Below are 19,820 nucleotides of genomic sequence, written 5' to 3'. Positions count from 1 at the left end.
AAGGAATGAAAAACAAATGGTTATGGCTATCATTGCAGGTATTCTGCTCGCAGCAATTGTTGTAAATTTGATTATCGTTCTGGTCTGTGCTGTTAAAGTTGTAATTTACAGGCAAAAAGAGGACTCGTCGAGAACGACGAAAGTGCGTTTGAAAAAAACCGCCATCCTCTTAGCCAGCTTGGCTGTATTAATGACAATTCTCATTACGCTCAGCCAATTTGTTGCCCACACGCCGCAGATACTGGATCCAAGTGGGAAAGTACAGGCAAACAGTATAGCGGAACTCAGCAAAGTCGAGTTGAACGGTCATCAGGAATGGATTACCATTCGGGGAAAAAATCGAAGCAATCCGGTGCTTTTATTTTTAGCCGGGGGCCCAGGGGGAACGCAGATGGCAGCAACACGCTATGCGCTTGCAGGATTGGAGGAACGCTTTGTTATTGTAAACTGGGATCAGCCGGGTAGCGGCAAGTCATACAACGCTGTTTCAAACGAGACAATTACGGTTGATACATATGTCAAAGACGGCCTTGCTCTTACCGACCTTTTGCGAAAACGCTTTGGAACTGAGAAAATCTATCTCATGGGAGAATCGTGGGGCAGTGCACTGGGGATTTTTCTGTCAGACGCGGCTCCCGAAAAATATCACGCCTTTATTGGTACCGGCCAGATGGTAGACTTTAAAGAGACAGAAATAACGGACTACAAAAAGGTGATGGAGCTGGCAAAGGCAAGAAACGATGAAAAAACCTTGCAAAAGCTGGTTACCAATGGTATGCCGCCTTATTATGGTCAAGACGTTACATGGAAGTCAGCTGTCTATCTGAATTATCTGTCTGATTATATGGAAAAAGACCCTCAGATAACCAACGGCGGCTATCATACATTGAGGGATATGCTGTCACCGGAATATGGCCTTGTGGACTCCGTTAATTATCTTAGGGGTGTGATTCATACCTTCAATCAGGTGTACCCGCAGCTTTATGATATTGATCTGAGAAAGAAGTATGCAAAGCTGAAAATTCCGGTTTATTTCTTCCTTGGAAGGCACGATGCGAACGCTCCGGTTTCCTTGACACAGCAATATTACGATTCGCTTGTTGCCCCCCAAAAAGGTCTTGTATGGTTCGAGCATTCAGGACACAGCCCGTGGATGAACGAGAGTGAGCTTTTTGTAAGCCAAACGGTTCGTGTGTTTTTGGGGAAATAATTAAGTTATATTCCCGAATTAGAAATTTGTGATAAGATTAACCTGTATTTAAATTGAACAAATGGACATGGAAATAAACAGCATCGATTCCTTGATAAGAAATCGATGCTGTTTTTATGTATACTTCTCTTTGGCAAGCCACCGACGCTGCCGCTATTGGAAGAGTTTAGTAGAAGAGAAATTAATGTCCAAGCAGACGTTTCGGTTCGTGGGAGAGATCATGAAAACCCTTTATGTGCTGCAAATTGTTTTGTTATTATTGCCCGTTCCATATCATGAGATCATTCATAATTTCATCTGTGCATTATTTCGTGTTTACGGAACCATCAATAGATGAAACAAGTTTCATCAAAAACCACATATTAGGCATATTGACACCGAGGGAACAACCCGTCGCAAAAATCTCTTTAAAATTCTGCACCATTTCATCAATGCTGTCCACTGCATGGGCCGTATATCTTTGCATGACAGGATTTTTGGTGAAATTCAGTCGGAACATCGGGCAGAGGACAAAAAGCGGTATGGACATCATTTTTACCTCGTCATACTTCTTTAAATCCACACCTCGCTTTTCACAGATCTTATAGCACTCCCGCATGGCTTTGAATGATATTTTGATAAGGCGTTTATCATTCAGCAGACGGCTCATATCGTGATATTTTGCAAGAGCTACCCCCAATGGAGCCGATCCTACATTATGAACCCACAGCCAATGTAGTGGGGTTGCTTCGATGTTAGGAATGATATCGCAGCTCTTGAACATCTCGGTCACGCTGTTCAGAAGTGGCTGCTGCTCCTGATTGACCGCCCCGAGCATGACATCGTTTCCCAAATTGGCCCAGAGCTGATTGCCGCGAAAAGTTCCGCCTCCGCCTGCATATCCTAGAATATAATGGCTTTTGCCGAGTATCTTGTCAAATTCGGCGCTCATGTTCCAATCAAGTGTCATAAGAAGGTAATTTGCGTTTGGGGCTTGTGCAGCCAGCATCCGCAACGCTTCCGCAAGTTGAAAGGTTTTGACGGGAACGATAATTAAATCATAGTTACCGTTCGCATTGGCCACACAGTGATAAGTATAACTGCCGGTCGTGTTTTGATGCTTTTTATCCTGCCGCTCGTCAATAAAATCGAAGGTGATTTCCTTTTGGTCTAAAAGTGCCAGCTTTTCCTGACGGACATAGTGAAAGACACGATGTTTTTTGGATAAGGCACAGCCATACAGCGATCCGATTACACCAGTGCCGACGATCAATACGTTCATATCAATACTCCTCTATTCAAAATTGTTAAAAAACGAAAAAAAACCGGGTTTCGTTTTCAGCGCATTGGTAAGGAAACCTTCAAAAGCCTTTAATTTTACGGGCATTTCCTCCGGACCCCAACCAAATATATCTTCGTCAAAATAAAAGTTTGTCAACGTGAGAATCATTTGTGCCGTCTCAAGCGGGCATTCTGCTTCAAATATTTTTTCATGGATACCCTGCGTAATGACTTTCGCATATAGAGGTGCTAAGGATTTAACCAGAGCTGCCATCAGCTTTTGATGAAAAATGGTATTTGAAGAGGTGTTGATGTTTTCCATGCTTTTTTCGTTGTCTTGAAATAATGCGGAGCAGGAAAGAATAAGACTCTTGAAATTGACCTCTGCGGGCATGTTATCATCTATTTGGCAGGCAACCTTTCTATAGCATTCTTTTGAGCACAAAACTACGGCCGCGTCTGCACATTGCTCTTTGGTTGTAAAATAATGATAGAGAGCTCCTTTTGAAATTTTCAGCTCCTTAACAATTAGCGAAAGTGTTGTGTTCTCATACCCATTTTTCATAAAAATATCAAAAACCTGTCTTGCCAACTCATCACGTTTTTCTTCATAGTGAATATTTGATCTGGACATGACGTCACTCCTCTCATATAATTAAACCGGACGACGGTTTAATTATATGAGAGAGCTTGTCATCTGTCAATACTGAATAAAATCATCTAGAGTGTGTAAGAAAGCCGCCTATCTGGATGGAGACGCAGCAGCATATGCTCTTGTTACGCTAGTCTGCTTTTGTGATTTCCCTGTATTGAGTATCCATACTGGATTTTGCATGAACCAGTTCTTTGTGCAACCGCATTGCCATAAAAACGGTAATTATAGCGGAAAGCCCATCCGCAATTGGCTGTGCGTAAAGAATACCGTTGATTCCCCAGACCATCGGGAGCAATAAAACAATCGGCACAAAACAGATTCCCTGCCTGCATGAGCCGAGAAAGAATCCTTCTTTTCCTTTTCCCAATGCAAGGAATAGTGACGAGTAAACGGTGGAAAAGCCAAAGAGCATAAAAGAAATTCCATTTGCTAACAAAGCATTCTGTCCAATTCGAATCATTTCCGTATCGCCCTTCGTGAATTGGGATACGACCGCCGTAGAAAACAGTGCCATCACCAATCCGAAAATAACGCAAAACACAGTTGACCAAATTGCAGAAACCTTTGTTGCTTCATGCAAACGATCGAATTTATTAGCTCCGTAGCTGTAACCCGCGATAGGTTGAAAACCTTTGATAAATCCGAATACGATTAAACTCCCCATAGCAATGATTCTGGTCACAGATCCCATTCCCGCAATTGCAGAATCACCATAGTTTTTTGCCTGCGCATTGACCAGTACGATAGACAGGCTTGTAAGCAACTGGAAGATTAGCGTAGGAACGCCGATTTTAAAGATTTCAGACAGAATATTTTTAGAAAAACAGCATTCACTGATTCTAAAGCTGAAAACGCTCTTCTTCCTAAAAATGTAGCCTAAATAAACTAACGTAGAAACAATCTGAGAAATAACAGTGGCAATAGCGGAGCCAGCTACGCCAAGATGTAACGTATAGATAAAGATGGGTTCCAAGGCCATATTTAATACCGCACCTGTTAGCAAGGCACACATCGTAGTTTTGGCAGCGCCTTCGCTTGTCACGATGTTATTCATTGTTACATTGAACACATTGAAAATGGAACCTATGATAAAAATACTGGAATAAGTCATCGCATAAGGCAAAATGCTCTCTGTGGCACCCAAAACTCTTAGAATCGGCTTCAAAAAGATTATAGTGAATAAGATCATAACAATTCCCGCGAAAACACTGCTGTATAAAGCTGTGCTGGCAACCCTGTTAGCAGTTTCTTTTTCTCCGCGTCCTAGCAATCTGGAGAGATAGGATGCTGCGCCGTTTCCGAACAACAAGCCTAATCCAACGACAACCTGTCCCAGTGGAAATGCCACGGAAATCGCCCCCATTTGGCTGGTTCCCAGTCCCCCCACGAAATAAGCATCCACCAGATTGTATAAGGCGTTAATCATCATGCCAATCATGGTGGGAAGCCCCATTGCCAACAGCGCCTTCGGTATCGGCGCACTCCCCAATAATTCCATCTTCTTGTTTTGACTGTCCATAAATATCCCCTTTCTCTTGACAGATAGTAAAAAATTAAGTACTATAATTACTAGCACTAAGTTGAGCAAAGCATATAGTACTATAAATTGTAGTACTTGTCAAGATAGCAAAGGAGGGCTTTTTATGGCGACGATTGATTTGATCGTATTGGGGATGCTAAAACAGGAACCCCGGAGTGCCTATGAACTTCAAAAGTTAGTGGAGTACCGCAATATTTCCAAATGGGTAAGAATTAGCACCCAATCTATTTATAAAAAGGTTATACAATTGGAGGAAAAGGGATATGTCAAAAGTAGTATTGTCAAAGAGGGTAAAATGCCGGAAAAAGCGATCTACTCCCTGACTGCTGCCGGAGAAAAAGAGTTTGAGGATCTGATGGAAGAAATTTCCGAAAGTCCCATTCACTTTTTCTTGGATTTCAACGCAGTCATCGTAAATCTGGCAAGTCTTCCGTCGGGAGCGCAGAAGACCTGTCTGTTGAATATCGAAGCTCAGGTCAAAACGCTCAGATCCGAGCTGGAGGAAAGCCTCCGCACAAAAAAAGATGTCCCGGAAATTCCGAAGACTGGTATGGCGGTTCTACAGCAACAGTTAATGTTGGCTCAGACAATCGAGGCATGGGTTGCCTCGTTAAAAGGAAATTGAAAAAGTATTGTTCAATTGATTAGACCTTTCCAATAATAAGGGCCTTAACGGAACATTATTAGTGTTTCCTCAGATTGATTTCGACTATTTTGTATTCCTCCGTTTCGATTTTGTGTTGGGCAAATCGAAACAGAGGAAGGCGGGGAGCGACAACGAATTGAATTACCCTTTAAACGGCAAAAAGGGCCCACTTGGGCGTAGCCCAAATAAGCCTTTTGCGAAAAAGTGAATTTATATATCCTGCTTTTGAATCCTGTTGATTCCTGCTGATGGCCGCAGTTACCCCTAGGACAGTACAGACTTCTTTGATAAAGTACTAATTAAAGTGATATATAGCAGATAGATGTCCGCTTCATTATGCCCGACTATAGTATAATGAGCACACATGAAAACGCCCTCCAAACCCGTAAGTCTGGATGGTACGCTTATTTATTCAGACATGAAAACAGGCCCGCCAAACTCGTGTTTTTTGTTTGACGAAACATACTCTTATTTTTGCCGAGTCCTGAATGATTTACCAATGATTTTCCTCTCTTACAGCTTAATTTGCTTTTTGAACTTGGCATTTACGCATATACAAATACTTCCATAGACAAATCCCTCAATGCACGCTCGTACTAGCTCATGCTGATTACCAAAGTGATTCACGATTGTAAAATCCAAAGCGACCAATACAAGCAACAATGGCCCACAGATTGCCTTTTCCAGGTATTTTTTTATTTCCGATAGGCTCTTTTTCTTTTCAGGAAATAATCCGTTGAATTTCTTAATTTGTGTTTGCAGTGTATTATACTCAATCAAAGAAATGCATCCGCTTACCAGTCCAAATATGAAAGCCACCATTATTGAAAATACATTGTGAAATTCATGTCATAGAACCCAATAAGCCACCACGCCAAAAATAGAAAGAGCATTCGACAGCACACAGGCATTTTTGAATCTCAATATTGTTTTACTTGCTAAGTACTCCGCACATTCTATGGCATTGTTTCCGGAATGATCTCTATCTTTTATTGGGCTACCGCCCAGCAGTTCATCAACGGTAATACTTAGAACTTCCGCAAGAGCCGGAAGAATAGTTATATCCGGAAAGCCTTCACCGGTTTCCCATTTGGAAATTGTTTTGTTGCTTACCTTCAACATATCCGCGAGTGCTTTCTGCGTTAGGCTTTTCTCTTTCCTTTGCCGGGCAATCACAAAGCCGATTTCTACTTTATCCAATTTCGCTTCCTCCTGTCACTCGTAGTATACTTTAGCTACACGGTGAGTTCAATCCTCTAGTAGTTCCAAATTGTCTGTGGAAAGTGGATACTTTCTTTTAACCGCGTTCAGTTATGCGTTTGTGCTAGATAATTGGCATGCCTTGTTTCAAGAATTTTGACTAGAACATATAGGGCAGCAATCAGCATTGCCGGGTAAATGACATTCACTGTACATAAAATCATTTTGTCCATAAAAAATCGAACAGCAAAAATGGCGGCTGCAGAAAAGCCGACGAGAAGACCAAACATGATTTTGTACTTCAGCAAATCAATATCAAATGAGTTCACGCTGAAAAAGTGGTAAATTAAAAATGCAGCCGGTATACAGCAGAGAGTGGATAACGTAAAGCCCCACGAGACAGGCATATTCAGCGACAGTGCATTCCACCCCAATTTTACCCCTGCTAAAATTTCATCAGAAAGATATTCAAACAGGAACAGAACGCCAATGGCAAAGCTACCGGCAGATAACCATTCCAGTGCTCTTTCATATTTTGTTTTCCGCCGCCCGTTTTTCATGAGTTCGTCACAGAATGTTTTGTAATTCTCCCCAACAACATTTCTGAAATCGTCATTTCGTATCTGTGTCTCCAAGGCCATTCCAAGTAGCTCTTTGCGAATGATTTCAATGTCGTATTCGCATAGATTTCCCGAATGGAGATAAACAATCATATCCGTTAATAATCTGTTGTTCTCCTTCGTCAATAGCTTATCTTTTTTGTTATTTTCTTTTCTGAGCTCTTTTTCCTGATTCATATTACATTGCCTCCAAATTCAATATTTTATTAACAGATATAGAAATGCAACCCCAGTATTCTTCGAAATCATGCAAATACCTAGAGCCTTCCGATGTAGTGGAATAATATTTTCTGTTTGGCCCCAGCGGAGATGACCGAAATTCAGATGTAATATAGCTTTTGTTTTCCAATCGGACGAGTAAAGGATATATTGTGCCTTCCTTTACTTCATCAAAACCAAAAGAACGTAATTTTTCCATTATTTCATATCCGTATGTTACTTTGAGGCTAATAATTTTTAAGATACAGCCCTCCAAAGTTCCCCGCATAAGCTGTGATTTGTCAAACACTTTACCGCCTGCTTTCAACTACACTGTACTACCTAGTAGCGTGACTATATTGTAGTGCAATGTAGCACGGATGTCAAGTTCTTTTTGCTCTGCTTTTTTGACCATTACCACTCTAGACTGGATGCATAACAATTTCATTATGGAAGGCACACATACTTATCGCGGTATTTCCGGAACCTTTGTGGATACGCAATTTAACTGGCCTGCTATGAAAAAATTCATCTGCATTGCATTCGTTATTGCAGTTATAATTATTATTTTGCTGAGATGTCTGCTCTATTACGGTTCCGCAAAGAAAAAATCAAAACAGATGATGAGCCAAATTACGGCAGTCAGCAAAATATTCTGTTGGTGATTCCGTTATCCAAGACAAACAGGATGCCAATACTCGGCACGATGGAAACTGCGACAAAGTATTTTAATCGGAGTATTTAATTTACTTTTCAATTTTATAGCCGTTCCCCATACTGTTTTGATGTATTTGGGATGTTCTGCGGAATCGTTCACTTTCTCGCGAAGATGTCGAATATGCACCATGACTGTGTTGTTGCTGTAGTATTTTTCACCCCAAACCTCCCGAAAGAGTTCTTCCGAACTTACCACATGCCCGCGATTGGAACTGAGAACCCATAAAATTGAAAATTCCGTCGGCGTCAGCGACAGCGGCTTTTCATTGAGGGTGCATTCGTGCGTATCCTGATTCAAAATCAAGCCGGAAAAAGAAAGGATGGATTCCTCCTGTTGAGGTTCACTGGAATTATATCGGATGAACCGGCGGAGCTGCGTTTTGACGCGGGCGACGAGTTCCAGAGGCTGAAACGGTTTTGTTACATAATCATCCGCCCCGAGCGTTAGACCAGTAATTTTATCCATTTCCTCCTCTTTTGCCGTCAGCATGATAACGGGGAAATTGTGTTTTTCCCGGATTTTACGGCAGAGGGCAAACCCGTCGATGTCCGGCAACATTACGTCAAGAATTGCAAGATCAATTTGTTCAGTTTCTATACTCCGCATGGCATCCTCGCCGTTATAGAATTTATGTACGGTAAATCCTTCGTTTGTTAAGTATACTTCTACCAAATCCGCTATGGCCTGCTCATCATCTACGACTAAGATATCAGTTCCCATACGGTTCGTCACTCCTTTTTCCGCTAAACTTCCATGATCAATCATAAGGCAAAGGACAAACGAGAGTCCGTTGATCTTCCTTATGAAAGTCTTAAGATTTTATGAAGATGCTTTACATAGTTGGACTTCTCTATTCACAATATATACGGAAGTTTTGGAAAAAGCAATTTTGTCGTTAATGATAGCAACAAGCAAGGTGGACTTTGTGGAAAAGAAAAGCGGCAAGCAATGCATCGTGGTACCCACGATGCCCATTTCCCAATTTTTCGCTTGCGCGAAAACCGGGAAATTGCTTGTTGGTGGCAGGCCCCCAATCCCCTCTGATCGCACAATAAATTGTGCGGCTGCGCGTCCTGCGGACGCTTCCGGGAGCATGGACAGCTCAACGCTGCCCATGATGTTCTTTTTCTTTCTCCGCTTCGCGCCTGTCGGTGCCGAGTAAACGATCTACATTGGCCTTGACGGTCAACAGATCTTTCATCTCATCGCGGGCCTTGCGATAATCAGCGTAAGCCGCTTTTTTCTCTGCCAGAATCGCCGCATAGTCGGCCTGTAAGCTCTTGATGGTGGGAAGTTTTTTCACGCCCAGCTCATCGAACGCTTTTTTCGCCGCCTTGTGCAACAGAATGTCGCTCTCATGCTCCGAGAGAAACTTTTTTAAATAACCCGCCTTGCGGTAGGCAACGTAGGTGTCGTGGGTCTTGGCGTAATTGACGATCTGCGTTTTCAGAACGGCGATTTCGGCCAGCCGCTTTTCAGCCGCCTTGATCTGTGTGGAAAGCTCGTTGTACCGGGCAACTGCCGCCGATGTTTTTCCAACCAGCACATCGTAATCTAACAGATTGTGCTCGGTCAGATAGTTCACTGCCTGCGCCATCTGTTTGAGATTGAACACCTTGGCCCAGCGTTCGTAACCGACGCCTTTTCCGGCGCGGAGTTTGGCCTGAATATCCACCAGCAGATTGACTTGTTTTTCCGGCATGGGCCGGATGATTTTTTTGCGCGGTGTGTGTGCTTTTTCGCCGGAGAGGACGGCCCGAAGCTCCGCTTCACTGTAGCCGCTGCCCAGCGTATCCAGCCGGATAAACCGCTTCTGATTTTTGCCGCGCAGGGCGAGAGTTTTTCCCGGCTTGATTTCATATCCGGCTTCTCGCATGAGCTTCAGGAGTGCATCAAAATCGGCGGGCTTTTGGGCAAGAGCTACGTCTATTGCCATACGCAAAAGTTCCCGGTTTGAGGGCTTTGCCTGATCGCCCAGCCACTTGTTGTAGCTCTTGCCGTGCCGCTTCGGATTCTCCACGATGGACAAACCGTTCTCGATGCACAGCGTATCGTTTAGCCGCCGCACGGCTCTTGTGCTTCCCCAAAAGTTTCGGAACTTCCGGGTGCAGTCAAGGAACGTGGAATTCCAGATGATATGATTATGAATGTGGTGTTTGTCAATGTGGGTGCAGACGATGAAAGCATGGTTCCCGTTCGTAAAGCGTTTGGCAAGCTCACAGCCGATCCGGTTTGCTTCCTCTGGCGTGACCTCGCCAGGGACAAAGGACTGTCGGAGATGGTAGGCAATCACATCGTCCGCACCGCGCGTCCTGCCGGTGAGAGCGGTATACTGCCGTTTGGAAAAAAGAAACTCGGCGTCCGCTGTCCGGCTGTCGCATTCATAGCCGGTGATGAGTCTGCCGTAATCTGTTTTCTCCGGATTTTCCGCGTAATCAATAATGTCGCTGATCGCCGTGTCGACGTCCCGGCCTTTGCCGGTATGCAGCGGCATCAGCCGGGTGGTTGCCATGAACATTCCTCCTTGCGGTAGAATCGCGGCATAATAGAAAGAAACGAGGCACCACGGATGGGGCCTCGTTTCATATCCTGTTGATGTTCGCAGTGTAGATAGACCAGAGCCGTTTATAGGAATTTATCAATATTCGTATGAACTTCCACTTCTGAAAAAACGATGGAAGTCTCGGTCAGCGCATAGGAGGAAACGGAATTGATGAACTGTTCAATGTCCTGCAAAGCGGGAACCGACAATTTGACGATAAAGCACGCGGCCCCAGCAATCCGATAACACCATTCGCTGTACTGATAGTCTTTGATGAAACTCTTGAATTTTTCGTATTGACCGTCTCTCATCGTGACTTCAATGATGCAGTCGATGGCAAAGCCAAGCTCTTTTTTATTGAGGCGGATCGTGTATTCTTCAATGATGTGGTGTTCCTCCAGCCTTTTTACTCTTTCGGTAACGGACGGAGGTGAAAGGTTTACCCGCTTCGATAGTTCCCGGATGGAGATTCGGCTATCCGTTTGTAGCTCCCGCAAAATCCGTACGTCAGTTTCGTCAATTTTCATTTAATACATCCTTTGTAAAATAACAGTTTAATTGAAATATTTAATGCTAAATATAATATCATATAAAATACGATTTTCATTATATCCCTGCTATAATGATATTGTCAACGGAACGTATCAATAAGGAGGAACATTTATGGCTATGATTTCTTTTTCGCAGAACGGGTTCACGCCGTTTCAGCAGCTATTGGGACACAACAAAGGTATTTTGGAGAGATGGGCCGCTCTGGAGGAATACATTTATTCCAGCAACACATTTCCTGCGGAATTAAAAGAAGAGGTTCGGCGCACTCTGGCGTTCAATAACGGGTGTGAATACTGCAAAGCCAAGGGTGCTCCATCAAAAGATATCGTGGATTCGCGGACACAAACAGCTGTCCATCTGGCGGATATGTCCAGCAAAAGCACGCATATCAGCGATGAGGAATTCAGCGCGCTGAAAAAGGTGTTCACAGACGGCGAGATTTCGGAACTTCTGGCGCTCATTTGCTTTATTACAGCTTGTCAGAGATTCGGCGCTTTACTGAACTTAGGGCCGGTCTGCCAAATCTAATTTATCCACATTAAAATAACAGAAATCCGCACATCTGATCGGTGTGCGGGTTTTTATAAGTATCGATACACCTTTTTACAAAGCGCCTTTCTTCTATCCTGTGATAAAATCCCGAAGCACATAATTGACGCTTTGCAGCAAGCCGATCAGCCACGCCGCCGCCATCGGGATTCCGAATGGGCTGACGAGGAACGCCATCACCAGCAACATGATCCCGTTCGTGACCTGATGGGTGATCAATGCCAACACACCGAAGATGCCGAGGACCGTTCCGGCAAGGCCGAATACCCACGCCGAGCAGTACAGCAGAGCGGAGCAGATCCAGACGAAAACGGTCAGAACCACAATGACCGGAGCGACGAGTATTTTCAGTATCAGCCTCATAAAATCGGCCCCCTTTACAATTTCTAATACAACTATAACGCCTATGCTGTTTTTTGCAAGGATGCGGTAAAAAAATAGCGGGGCGGCTTACACGCCGTAAACCGCCCCGCTTTTCGGAACATACGCCCCTATTTTAATTTTGCAAGCGCGGCGAGGATATCAGTAGCCGCCCGCCATAACCGTTCCTGATTCTGGATGATATCCTCCAAATCCGCGTCGTAAACGCGCCCTGTTTCATGCACCCGTTTGGTGAGCTGATTTAAGTTATTGCTGGACCGGCGCAGGAGGGAAACCAACTCCTTCAGCTCCGGCAATTCGAGCTTCACCACATATCCGTCGATGGAGATTTTGCGGAGATACGCCGCCATATTTTTCGTGCCGAGCTGCGCCATCTTCTGTTCGATCATTTCACGCTCCTGCGGGGTAACACGAAACTTGAGCTGAATTTCCCGTTCTCGTTTTGCCATCGTCAACGCTCCGGCGCATCCCGCTTCACAGTGGACGGCGTATCTGCCGTCTTTATGTTCTCCAGCTTTTTTCGGACGGACGGTTTGCGCTGGCGAATCGGCTGGTCGCGCTTCTCATCATTTTGGATGAACACAAAAATTCCTTTCCGATCCTTGAGTGTGGAAAAGGACAGGGATTTGAACGGTAGCAATGAGAACAGCCGGTCGTGGTCTTTCGTGGAAGCGCGAATCAGAAAATCCGGCGAAATCTGTGCCATGAAATGCGTACCGCTGGGGCTGTTCGGCTCACGTTCGGATTGCAGACGCCGGAGCAGTCGCGCGGCCTCCAACTGAATGTCCTCTTTAGACAGAGGCTGGGTCAGCAGGTATTCGCGCCGCGCCTGATTGATGAAGAGGTCTAACAGACCGGGATGCGCTCTATCTACGATAAATTCCCGGTTTCGATTATCCCCAAAGCCGTTCTCATCGTCAAAGACAGAAATCGTCCGCGCCCAATCCTTATTTTTGCGGTCAATGCGCCCATCCCAATCTTTCTCGCGGACAGAGTTCGCAAGCACATAGAGAGTGCGGTCAAATCCAAACTCGGCAATGACCTGTTTTGCGGTGTCGCTGCCGAGGCAATTATCGCGGTAGTTGTCTCGAATAGCGTTGTCAATGGCATCCCGGCAGGCAATGTTCGCCTTGTGGGACGCACGGTAAATCTCCAGTTCATCATGCTCACGGGCGTAGGTCGCCGGATATTTGTAGACGGGAGTGTTCAAAAGCGCCTGACGTTCTGCCGCCTCCATCTGTATCACGGCATTGGCTTTATCCGTGATGCAGTCCAAAACCGTCTCCATGTATCCGGTTTCCCGGCTTTCAAACTCCGAAAAAATATCTCCCAGGGGGCTGGGAGATTTCAGCAGCACGGACGCCTGTTCATCGGTCAAATCATTGTTTTCAAGGGACATCAGGATGTCCTCTCGCACGGTGTATTCATAGGCTTGTTTCAGAATTTCCTCCGGTGCCTGCGTAAGCAGCTTTTTCCGAAATGCGTCCTGCTCCGCAAACATTTTTGCGTACAGCGCGGTATTCAGTTCTTCGCTTGTCATATTATCTTGCCTCCATTTCTTTTTTGTGGGATTTTTCCAATAGACCGTGAATACACGGCGTTTTCAGGCCCTCCAGCACGGAGGACCTTTCGCTTTTCGCCATGACTTCTGACGCCTGCCGTTGGGCGGGGGCGCGGCTGTCGATGTCCAGCAGGGCGTTCAGTTCCGCGAGGCGGGCGCTCTTTTGCGCAAGCTCCGCTTCCTGCGGGAACGGCTTGCCGATCTCGGCCTTTGCCGCCTCCATCTGCGAATAAAGATTTTCAAGCTGGGCGTGAACATTCTGCAATCGCTTCGGCATGTCGGAAAGGGCGTTGTCGATACGGATGAGATTGCCGCGCGCGTCTTTGCCCAGCGTGACGCGGTGGGTCATCTGCCCCTTGAGCGTCAGGATGAAATCCTGACCGAACCCCTCCACGGACAGCGACATGGAAAAGCCCCGGTAACTGCCGATTCCCATCGGCTCCAATCCCTTGACTTCCTTGCAGGCTTCGAGAATGGCGGCACCGGCGTTGTCTTTGTCGGTGAGAGAATCGCCCCGCACCACCATCCCTGCAAAACCGTCCTTCGGGTGCGGGTGCGCATCCAACGTCGCCATATCCGTTTCCAACCCTTTGATGAAACCTTTATTCCGCTCAATTTCCTCCGGAAAATATTTGAGCAGATTATCCTCCAGCCGGAACTGTTGGCTTTGATGATTCGCCTTCATGAGTTTCAGCTTGGCCACATCCATGTCGAGGTCCATTTTCTCCTTGATCCGCTCGTCCCCGGCGCACAGGGCCTTGATTTCCGCGTAGGAGAGCGCCGTCTCGTCAATGTCCTCACAGGAGCGGACGGGACTTTTGCTGGTCATGATCTGTGAAATAAATTTCTGCTTATTTTCCACAGTTTGCCAGAGGTACGAATCGAATGTCCCTTCGGTGACGTAACGGAAAATGTGTCCTTCCGGGTTGGTGTTGTACTGTCGGATAATGCGCCCGGACCGCTGTTCCAAATCGCCGGGACGCCACGGGCAGTCCAGATCGTGGGAGGCAATCAGAAGGTCCTGCACGTTCATCCCGGCCCCCATCTTGGCGGTGCTGCCCATGAGGACGCGCACCTGTCCGGCACGTACCTTGGCGAACAGTTCTTTTTTCTTCACTTCGGTATCGGCGTCGTGGATGAACGCGATTTCACCGGCGGTGACGCCCCGCGCGATGAGCTTGTCGCGGATGTCCGAGTAGACGCTGAACGCTTCCGGCGCGTCGGCCTCCGGTGTAGCGTCCTGCAAAGCGTGAAGTTCCGTGCCGCCCGCGAGTCTCCCTCCGGCCCGAACAGCCCGGTCCTCCTTGGCGTCGGCGCGGCCTTTGGGAGTAGAAATATCGCAGAAGACGAGCTGCGTGAGCTTTTTGTCCAGCCCGTCGCGCCAGAATCGGAAAACGTTGTTGACGCACATATTGACCTTGCTGCCGGGATTGTCGGGAAGCATAGGATTGATGACGCGCTGATCGAGGCCGAGCTTGCGCCCGTCCGACGTGATTTTGAGCATGTTGTCTATGTGGGGGTCGATGTTGCCGGAATGGACGGCGGCGGCGCGTTCCGAGAGCTTTTTCACCATCTCCTTCTGAATCTCCGAGGGCTGCGCGACTTCGTTGTGGTACACGGCTTTCGGCGTGGGAAGATTGAGCTGGTCGGCGGTCTTGATGTCCGCCGCTTCCTTGAACAGCAGCATCAGTTCCGGCAGATTGTAGAACCGGGCAAAGCGTGCGCGCGCCCGGTAGCCGGTTCCCTCCGGGGCCAGCTCGATAGCCGTCACGGTTTCCCCAAAGGTGGATGCCCAGCAGTCGAAATGGACGAGGTTTCGTTCTTTCAAGGTTTCGTACTGGAGGTAGCGCATCATCGTGTACAATTCCGTCATGGAATTGCTGACCGGCGTCCCGGTGGCGAACACGACGCCCCGGCTGTTTGTGATTTCGTCGAGATACCGGCATTTCAGAAACATGTCGCTGGATTTCTGCGCGTCGGTGGTGGAGAGGCCCGCCACGTTGCGCATTTTCGTGTAGAGAAACAAATTCTTATAGTTGTGCGCCTCGTCCACGAACAGCCGGTCCACGCCGAGCTGTTCAAAGGTGACGACATCATCCTTGCGGGAGTTGTCGTTCAGGCGTTTCAACCGGGCCTCAAGGCCCTTTTTCGTGCGCTCTAACTGCTTGATGGTAAACTGCTCCGCGCCGCTGTCTTTGAGTTCCTCCAGCCCGTTTTCGATTTCCCAAATCTGCTCCTGAATGAGCCGTTTCTGCCGTTTCAGAGAGACGGGGATCTTCTCAAACTGCGAGTGCCCCATGATGATGGCGTCGTAATCGCCGGTGGCGATCCGCGCGCAGAACTTTTTGCGGTTGCGTTTTTCAAAATCTTTTTTGGTAGTGACGAGAATGTTGGCCGAAGGGTACAGCCGCAGGAACTCGGAAGCCCACTGCTCCGTCAGGTGGTTCGGGACGGCGAACAGGGATTTTTGGCACAGTCCCAGCCGCTTGCCCTCCATTGCGGCAGCGATCATTTCATAGGTTTTGCCCGCGCCCACGACGTGCGCCAGCAGGGTGTTCCCACCGTAAAGCTGGTGCGCCACGGCGTTGAGCTGATGCTCCCGCAGCTTGATTTCAGGGTTCATGCCTGGGAATACAAGATGCCGCCCGTCGTATTCACGCGGGCGGCTGGAATTGAACAGTTCGTTATACTCTTTTGTCAGAATTCTGCGGCGTTCCGGGTCTTTCCAAATCCAGTCATGGAAAGCGTCCTTGATGGCCTGCTGTTTCTGCTGGGCAAGGGTTGTTTCCTTGGAATTGAGGACGCGACGCTCCTTGCCGTCCGGATCGGTCACGGTATCGTATATCCGCGTGTCCCGAAGGTTCAGCGAATCCTCCAAAATCCGGTAGGCGTTGGCCCGGTCGGTGCCGTAGGTGACGTAAGCCGCCACGTTGTTGTACCCGACGCTACTTTTATTGGAAACAGACCATTCCGCCGTAAACGAGGAATAGTTTACCCGGATGCCGTCGCGCACACCGGACGGCGGGTTCAAGAGTTCCTCCATGAACTGCTGGATGTACCCCTTGTCGATCCATGTCGCGCCGAGCCGCACTTCGATTTCCGAGGCATCGAGATCCTTCGGCTGGGCGGCTTCCAGCGCCTCAATATTGGGGGCGATTTTATCCGCGAGGTCGGGCCGCATTTCCGCGAGAGCTTTCGCCAGCCGCAGCTTGCGGCGCACGTTGCCGGACAGGTATTCGTCGGTGGTCACGAACGGGATATTGTCCAGCTTGTAAAAGGCTTTGGGAACGCTTGCCGGGTCCTGTTCGCCCAAATCGCGGAAGATGACGCCGCGCAGCTCGTCGGTCAGAGTTTCCGGCGTTTTGCCGGTGAGGGAAGCCATGTAGTCCATGTCCACCCGCGCCTTTTCCGCGATGGAGAGTGACAATGCCTCTGACGCTGTATCCACGGAAGTGACAATTTTCCGCTGCCGGATGGTGCGCTTTGAAAACATGTCGGCCTTGCGCTCCAGCTTGCCGTCCTCGTCGATAACTTCTAGTGAACAGAGCAGATAGTAGGAGGAATCCTCCGCGAACGCAAGGCTGTTGCCGCGCGAATTGATGAGGCCGTATTTCGCGGAAAAAGCGTCATATAAAATATTGAGTTTGGTCTGCGTCTTACGGATTTCCGCGTCAGAAGCAGATTCGTCAAGCTGCTGGCTGATGAGCTTCTGCACACAGTCCCGCAGTTCCACCATGCCCATGACGCGGGCCTTGGCCGTCTCGTTCAGCTCCGGCCGCACCATGCGGGAATTCTCCCGATAGTACACTTTGCCGTCCACAACGGTATAGGAATAGTTTTTCACATTGGGGTCGGCCGGGATGGAATCGTCGATTTCCTCATTTTCACCGAGATCGGGAGTATCCAGTTCCGTGACCTGTCCCTGAATATGGGAAACGGCCTCGTGGAGCTGTTCGGAAAGAGCGGCGTCGGGGAACGGTTCGCACGTCGTTTCCTTTTTATCGCCGTGCATTTTATCGTCCCATTTGATCGTCCCCAGCACCATTTCGGGATGATCGGCAAAATAGCTGTTGACGGGGATTCCGTCCGCGGTCTGGCCGAGATGCACCCAATCTGGTTCGATGTCGATAGGCCGGTCGCGCTTCTGGAGAAAGAGGATGTCGGTGGTGACTTCCGTTCCGGCGTTGGCCTTGAACGCGTTGCTCGGAAGCCGGATGGCCCCCAACAACTCCGCGCGCTGCGCGATGTACCGCCGCACCTCCGGCGACTGTTTATCCATCGTGTAGCGGCTGGTGACAAACGCAATTACACCGCCCGGACGCACCTGATCGAGCGTTTTGGCAAAAAAGTAATCGTGGATGGGGAAACCGAGCTTGTCATAGGCCCGGTCGGAAACCTTGTAACTGCCAAATGGCACATTGCCCACGGCGAGGTCAAAAAAGTCACGCCTGTCAGTAGTTTCAAAGCCCGCCACGGTGATGTGGGCGTTGGGATAGAGCTGCTTGGCGATCCGGCCCGTGATGCTGTCCAGCTCCACGCCATAGAGCCGGGACGCCGCCATGCTTTCCGGCAGTAACCCAAAGAAATTGCCGACGCCGCAGGCCGGTTCCAGAATGTTGCCGGTTTGAAAGCCCATGTTGCCGACAGCTTCATAGATAGCCCGAATCACCGTGGGGCTGGTGTAGTGGGCATTCAGGGTAGAGGCCCGAGCCATTTCGTATTCCTCGGAGGTCAGCGCGCCGACCAACTCCGCGTATTCTTTCGACCATGCGGCATTGTCCGGGTCAAACGCCTGCGGAATGCCGCCCCAGCCGACGTAGCGGGAAAGGATTTTCTGTTCCTCCGGCGTTGCCGTGCGGCCCTCGGCCTCGATCTGTTTCAGAGTGCGGATGGCCGCGATATTGTACCCGTATTTGGTTTTCGCGCCGCCCTCGCCCAAATGGTCGTCGGTGATGCGGAAGTTTTCTGTGGCGGGCTGCTCCGGTGTGAACAGGGCGGCGTTGCGTTCATCCTGCCGGATGCCGTTTTCAAAGGAGTCTCGATTCACAACCTCATGGCTCCACGAATAGGGGCCGGTGTCGATGCGCACATCCTTTTCCCCGACATAGCCAACGGTGCCGGACAACTCTTGCCCGCCGTAATCCAAAACCGCATGATCGCCCGGTTGATATGATGGTTTGCCCGCGAGATTGGCAGGCTCCCGCAGGACCGGTTCATGGGAAAAACCATCCTGTTCCCGCTGATACAGGGCACGGAGGATGGAGGCGATTTCTTCCCAACGGGCGCTCCGCTTGCTGTTGTATTTGTCATGAATATTGATCTCGAAACCCGTGGTGGTGACAAAGAAGTCCGCCGTGTCGCCGGTGGCTAGTTCCATCGTGTCGGAAGTTCCGGCATAGGTATCGGAAAGGCGCTGGGCCACGCGGGTATTGCCCTCGTTTTCGCGGAAATATCCCGCGATATTCTCCTTGTCCCGCTGTTCCAGTAGGCCGGAGGTCAGAGCCTCGCGCAGATCGGCGTCCGTGTGTTCCAAGTCCGCAGCCAGAAGTTCCGTAATGGGGCCGTTCCGGGAATCCTGACGCAGCAGACGCTCAAAGTTCTCCCGGCTTTCGGCGCGGAAGATGGGATAGGCAAGCGCCGGGTCGCGGAGCTGAACGTCCGAACTGCCGATACCCGTTATTTCAAAGGGCTTATTGTCCAGATATACCGTGTCGCCTACCTTGTAGGACGGGGCGGTGTTCTCGGGAATTGGCCGCTGGACATCATCCCTCTGCTCGCCGGAAAGCGTCAAGACCACATTATGGAAAGTGATGCCGTTCTCGATGGTGTCGCCGGTGCGGGTAATCGGCTGATTGCTCAGATCGGGCGGCGCGGGCTGTTCTTCCGGTGTGTAAAAACGATTCTCCCGGATGATCTGGGCGATTCGCCGCTGCACCTTGGACCAAGGTAAATCCGTCGATGTGCGGCCCACGGTTACGGGAAAAGCCGGGAGATCGTCGCCGTACTCGGCGCGCAGAAACGCCGCCGTGTTCTTGTCGCGGGCGTGTTCCCGCATGTATTCGGCAACGGCGTGTTTGCTCTCAATATCACCGTTCCATTCCTGAATGGCGGCGTCAATGTCAGCTTGGGTCGTACCGCTTTTTTCCGGTTTCTGCGGCACGGGCATGGAAAAAGCGGAGGGCTTTTCG

General features: G+C 48.7%; 16 protein-coding genes and 1 pseudogene. 3 read left to right on the top strand and 14 right to left on the bottom strand.

The genetic code is table 11. The features are described from left to right. The first annotated feature begins 16 nt into the window (after positions 1-16). Complete coding sequence (locus LY85_RS09900) at positions 17-1,210, top strand: alpha/beta hydrolase (protein ID WP_141826501.1); 1,194 nt, start codon at positions 17-19, stop codon at positions 1,208-1,210. 304 nt (positions 1,211-1,514) lie between these two features. Here the strand turns inward: LY85_RS09900 and LY85_RS09895 are convergent, their stop codons facing one another. The 3 genes from LY85_RS09895 to LY85_RS09885 all read right to left on the bottom strand — a co-directional run bounded on the left by LY85_RS09895 (position 1,515) and on the right by LY85_RS09885 (position 4,644). Beyond that, positions 1,515-2,471, bottom strand: coding sequence for a 2-dehydropantoate 2-reductase N-terminal domain-containing protein (locus LY85_RS09895; RefSeq protein WP_141826500.1), 957 nt, complete (start codon positions 2,469-2,471; stop codon positions 1,515-1,517). A 12-nt stretch (positions 2,472-2,483) separates the two neighbouring features. After that, complete coding sequence (locus tag LY85_RS09890) at positions 2,484-3,104, bottom strand: TetR/AcrR family transcriptional regulator (RefSeq protein WP_141826499.1); 621 nt, start codon at positions 3,102-3,104, stop codon at positions 2,484-2,486. Positions 3,105-3,252: 148 nt separating this feature from the next. Continuing rightward, entirely contained in the window at positions 3,253-4,644 is a 1,392-nt protein-coding gene (locus tag LY85_RS09885) for an MATE family efflux transporter (RefSeq protein WP_141826498.1), read from the bottom strand. A gap of 124 nt (positions 4,645-4,768) precedes the next feature. Here LY85_RS09885 and LY85_RS09880 point away from each other — a divergent pair, with 124 nt between their 5' ends. Then, positions 4,769-5,290: a PadR family transcriptional regulator gene (locus tag LY85_RS09880; protein WP_141826497.1), complete on the top strand. Its 522-nt coding sequence runs from the start codon at positions 4,769-4,771 to the stop codon at positions 5,288-5,290. Between the two features lie 870 nt (positions 5,291-6,160). Here LY85_RS09880 and LY85_RS09875 read toward each other — a convergent pair. The 7 genes and pseudogenes from LY85_RS09875 to LY85_RS09845 form a co-directional block, all read right to left on the bottom strand. Then, complete coding sequence (locus LY85_RS09875; RefSeq protein WP_243122525.1) at positions 6,161-6,511, bottom strand: helix-turn-helix transcriptional regulator; 351 nt, start codon at positions 6,509-6,511, stop codon at positions 6,161-6,163. Positions 6,512-6,618: 107 nt separating this feature from the next. After that, positions 6,619-7,308 (bottom strand): hypothetical protein, encoded by a 690-nt coding sequence (locus LY85_RS09870; protein ID WP_141826496.1) that lies wholly within the window; start codon positions 7,306-7,308, stop codon positions 6,619-6,621. A 1-nt stretch (position 7,309) separates the two neighbouring features. After that, positions 7,310-7,639, bottom strand: a complete 330-nt coding sequence (locus tag LY85_RS09865) for a PadR family transcriptional regulator (protein ID WP_141828042.1) — start codon at positions 7,637-7,639, stop codon at positions 7,310-7,312. A 459-nt stretch (positions 7,640-8,098) separates the two neighbouring features. Then, positions 8,099-8,767: pseudogene (gene vanR / locus LY85_RS09860) on the bottom strand (VanR-ABDEGLN family response regulator transcription factor); the annotation flags it as partial. A gap of 99 nt (positions 8,768-8,866) precedes the next feature. Then, on the bottom strand, positions 8,867-9,163 hold the full coding sequence (locus LY85_RS09855) for a hypothetical protein (RefSeq protein ID WP_141826495.1): 297 nt from the start codon (positions 9,161-9,163) through the stop codon (positions 8,867-8,869). Further along, a complete protein-coding gene (locus LY85_RS09850) occupies positions 9,150-10,559 on the bottom strand; it encodes a relaxase/mobilization nuclease domain-containing protein (RefSeq protein WP_141826494.1) in 1,410 nt (469 codons plus the stop codon). The genes LY85_RS09855 and LY85_RS09850 overlap by 14 nt, the downstream gene beginning before the upstream one ends. Positions 10,560-10,672: 113 nt before the next feature. Further along, complete coding sequence (locus tag LY85_RS09845) at positions 10,673-11,116, bottom strand: Lrp/AsnC family transcriptional regulator (protein ID WP_141826493.1); 444 nt, start codon at positions 11,114-11,116, stop codon at positions 10,673-10,675. 136 nt (positions 11,117-11,252) lie between these two features. On the opposite strand from LY85_RS09845, the gene LY85_RS09840 reads away from it, so the two are divergent. Then, positions 11,253-11,669 (top strand): carboxymuconolactone decarboxylase family protein, encoded by a 417-nt coding sequence (locus tag LY85_RS09840; protein ID WP_141826492.1) that lies wholly within the window; start codon positions 11,253-11,255, stop codon positions 11,667-11,669. 93 nt (positions 11,670-11,762) lie between these two features. On the opposite strand, the gene LY85_RS09835 is transcribed toward LY85_RS09840, so the two are convergent. The 4 genes from LY85_RS09835 to LY85_RS19785 form a co-directional block, all read right to left on the bottom strand. Next, complete coding sequence (locus tag LY85_RS09835) at positions 11,763-12,053, bottom strand: CD1845 family protein (RefSeq protein ID WP_141826491.1); 291 nt, start codon at positions 12,051-12,053, stop codon at positions 11,763-11,765. A 128-nt stretch (positions 12,054-12,181) separates the two neighbouring features. Then, positions 12,182-12,520 carry a plasmid mobilization relaxosome protein MobC gene (mobC, locus tag LY85_RS09830; RefSeq protein WP_141826490.1) on the bottom strand — a complete coding sequence of 113 codons (339 nt, stop codon included), beginning with the start codon at positions 12,518-12,520 and terminating at the stop codon, positions 12,182-12,184. 2 nt (positions 12,521-12,522) lie between these two features. After that, a complete protein-coding gene (locus LY85_RS09825; RefSeq protein WP_141826489.1) occupies positions 12,523-13,611 on the bottom strand; it encodes a DUF3849 domain-containing protein in 1,089 nt (362 codons plus the stop codon). A gap of 1 nt (position 13,612) precedes the next feature. Next, positions 13,613-19,798, bottom strand: a complete 6,186-nt coding sequence (locus tag LY85_RS19785) for a DEAD/DEAH box helicase family protein (RefSeq protein WP_347562434.1) — start codon at positions 19,796-19,798, stop codon at positions 13,613-13,615. Between the last annotated feature and the right edge of the window lie 22 nt (positions 19,799-19,820).

The sequence above is a fragment of the Clostridium sp. KNHs216 genome (genome assembly GCF_006714885.1).
Lineage (GTDB): Bacteria > Bacillota > Clostridia > Oscillospirales > Acutalibacteraceae > Caproiciproducens.
Note: the sequence above shows the minus strand (reverse complement) of the source record. Positions and strands in the feature narration are given on the sequence as shown.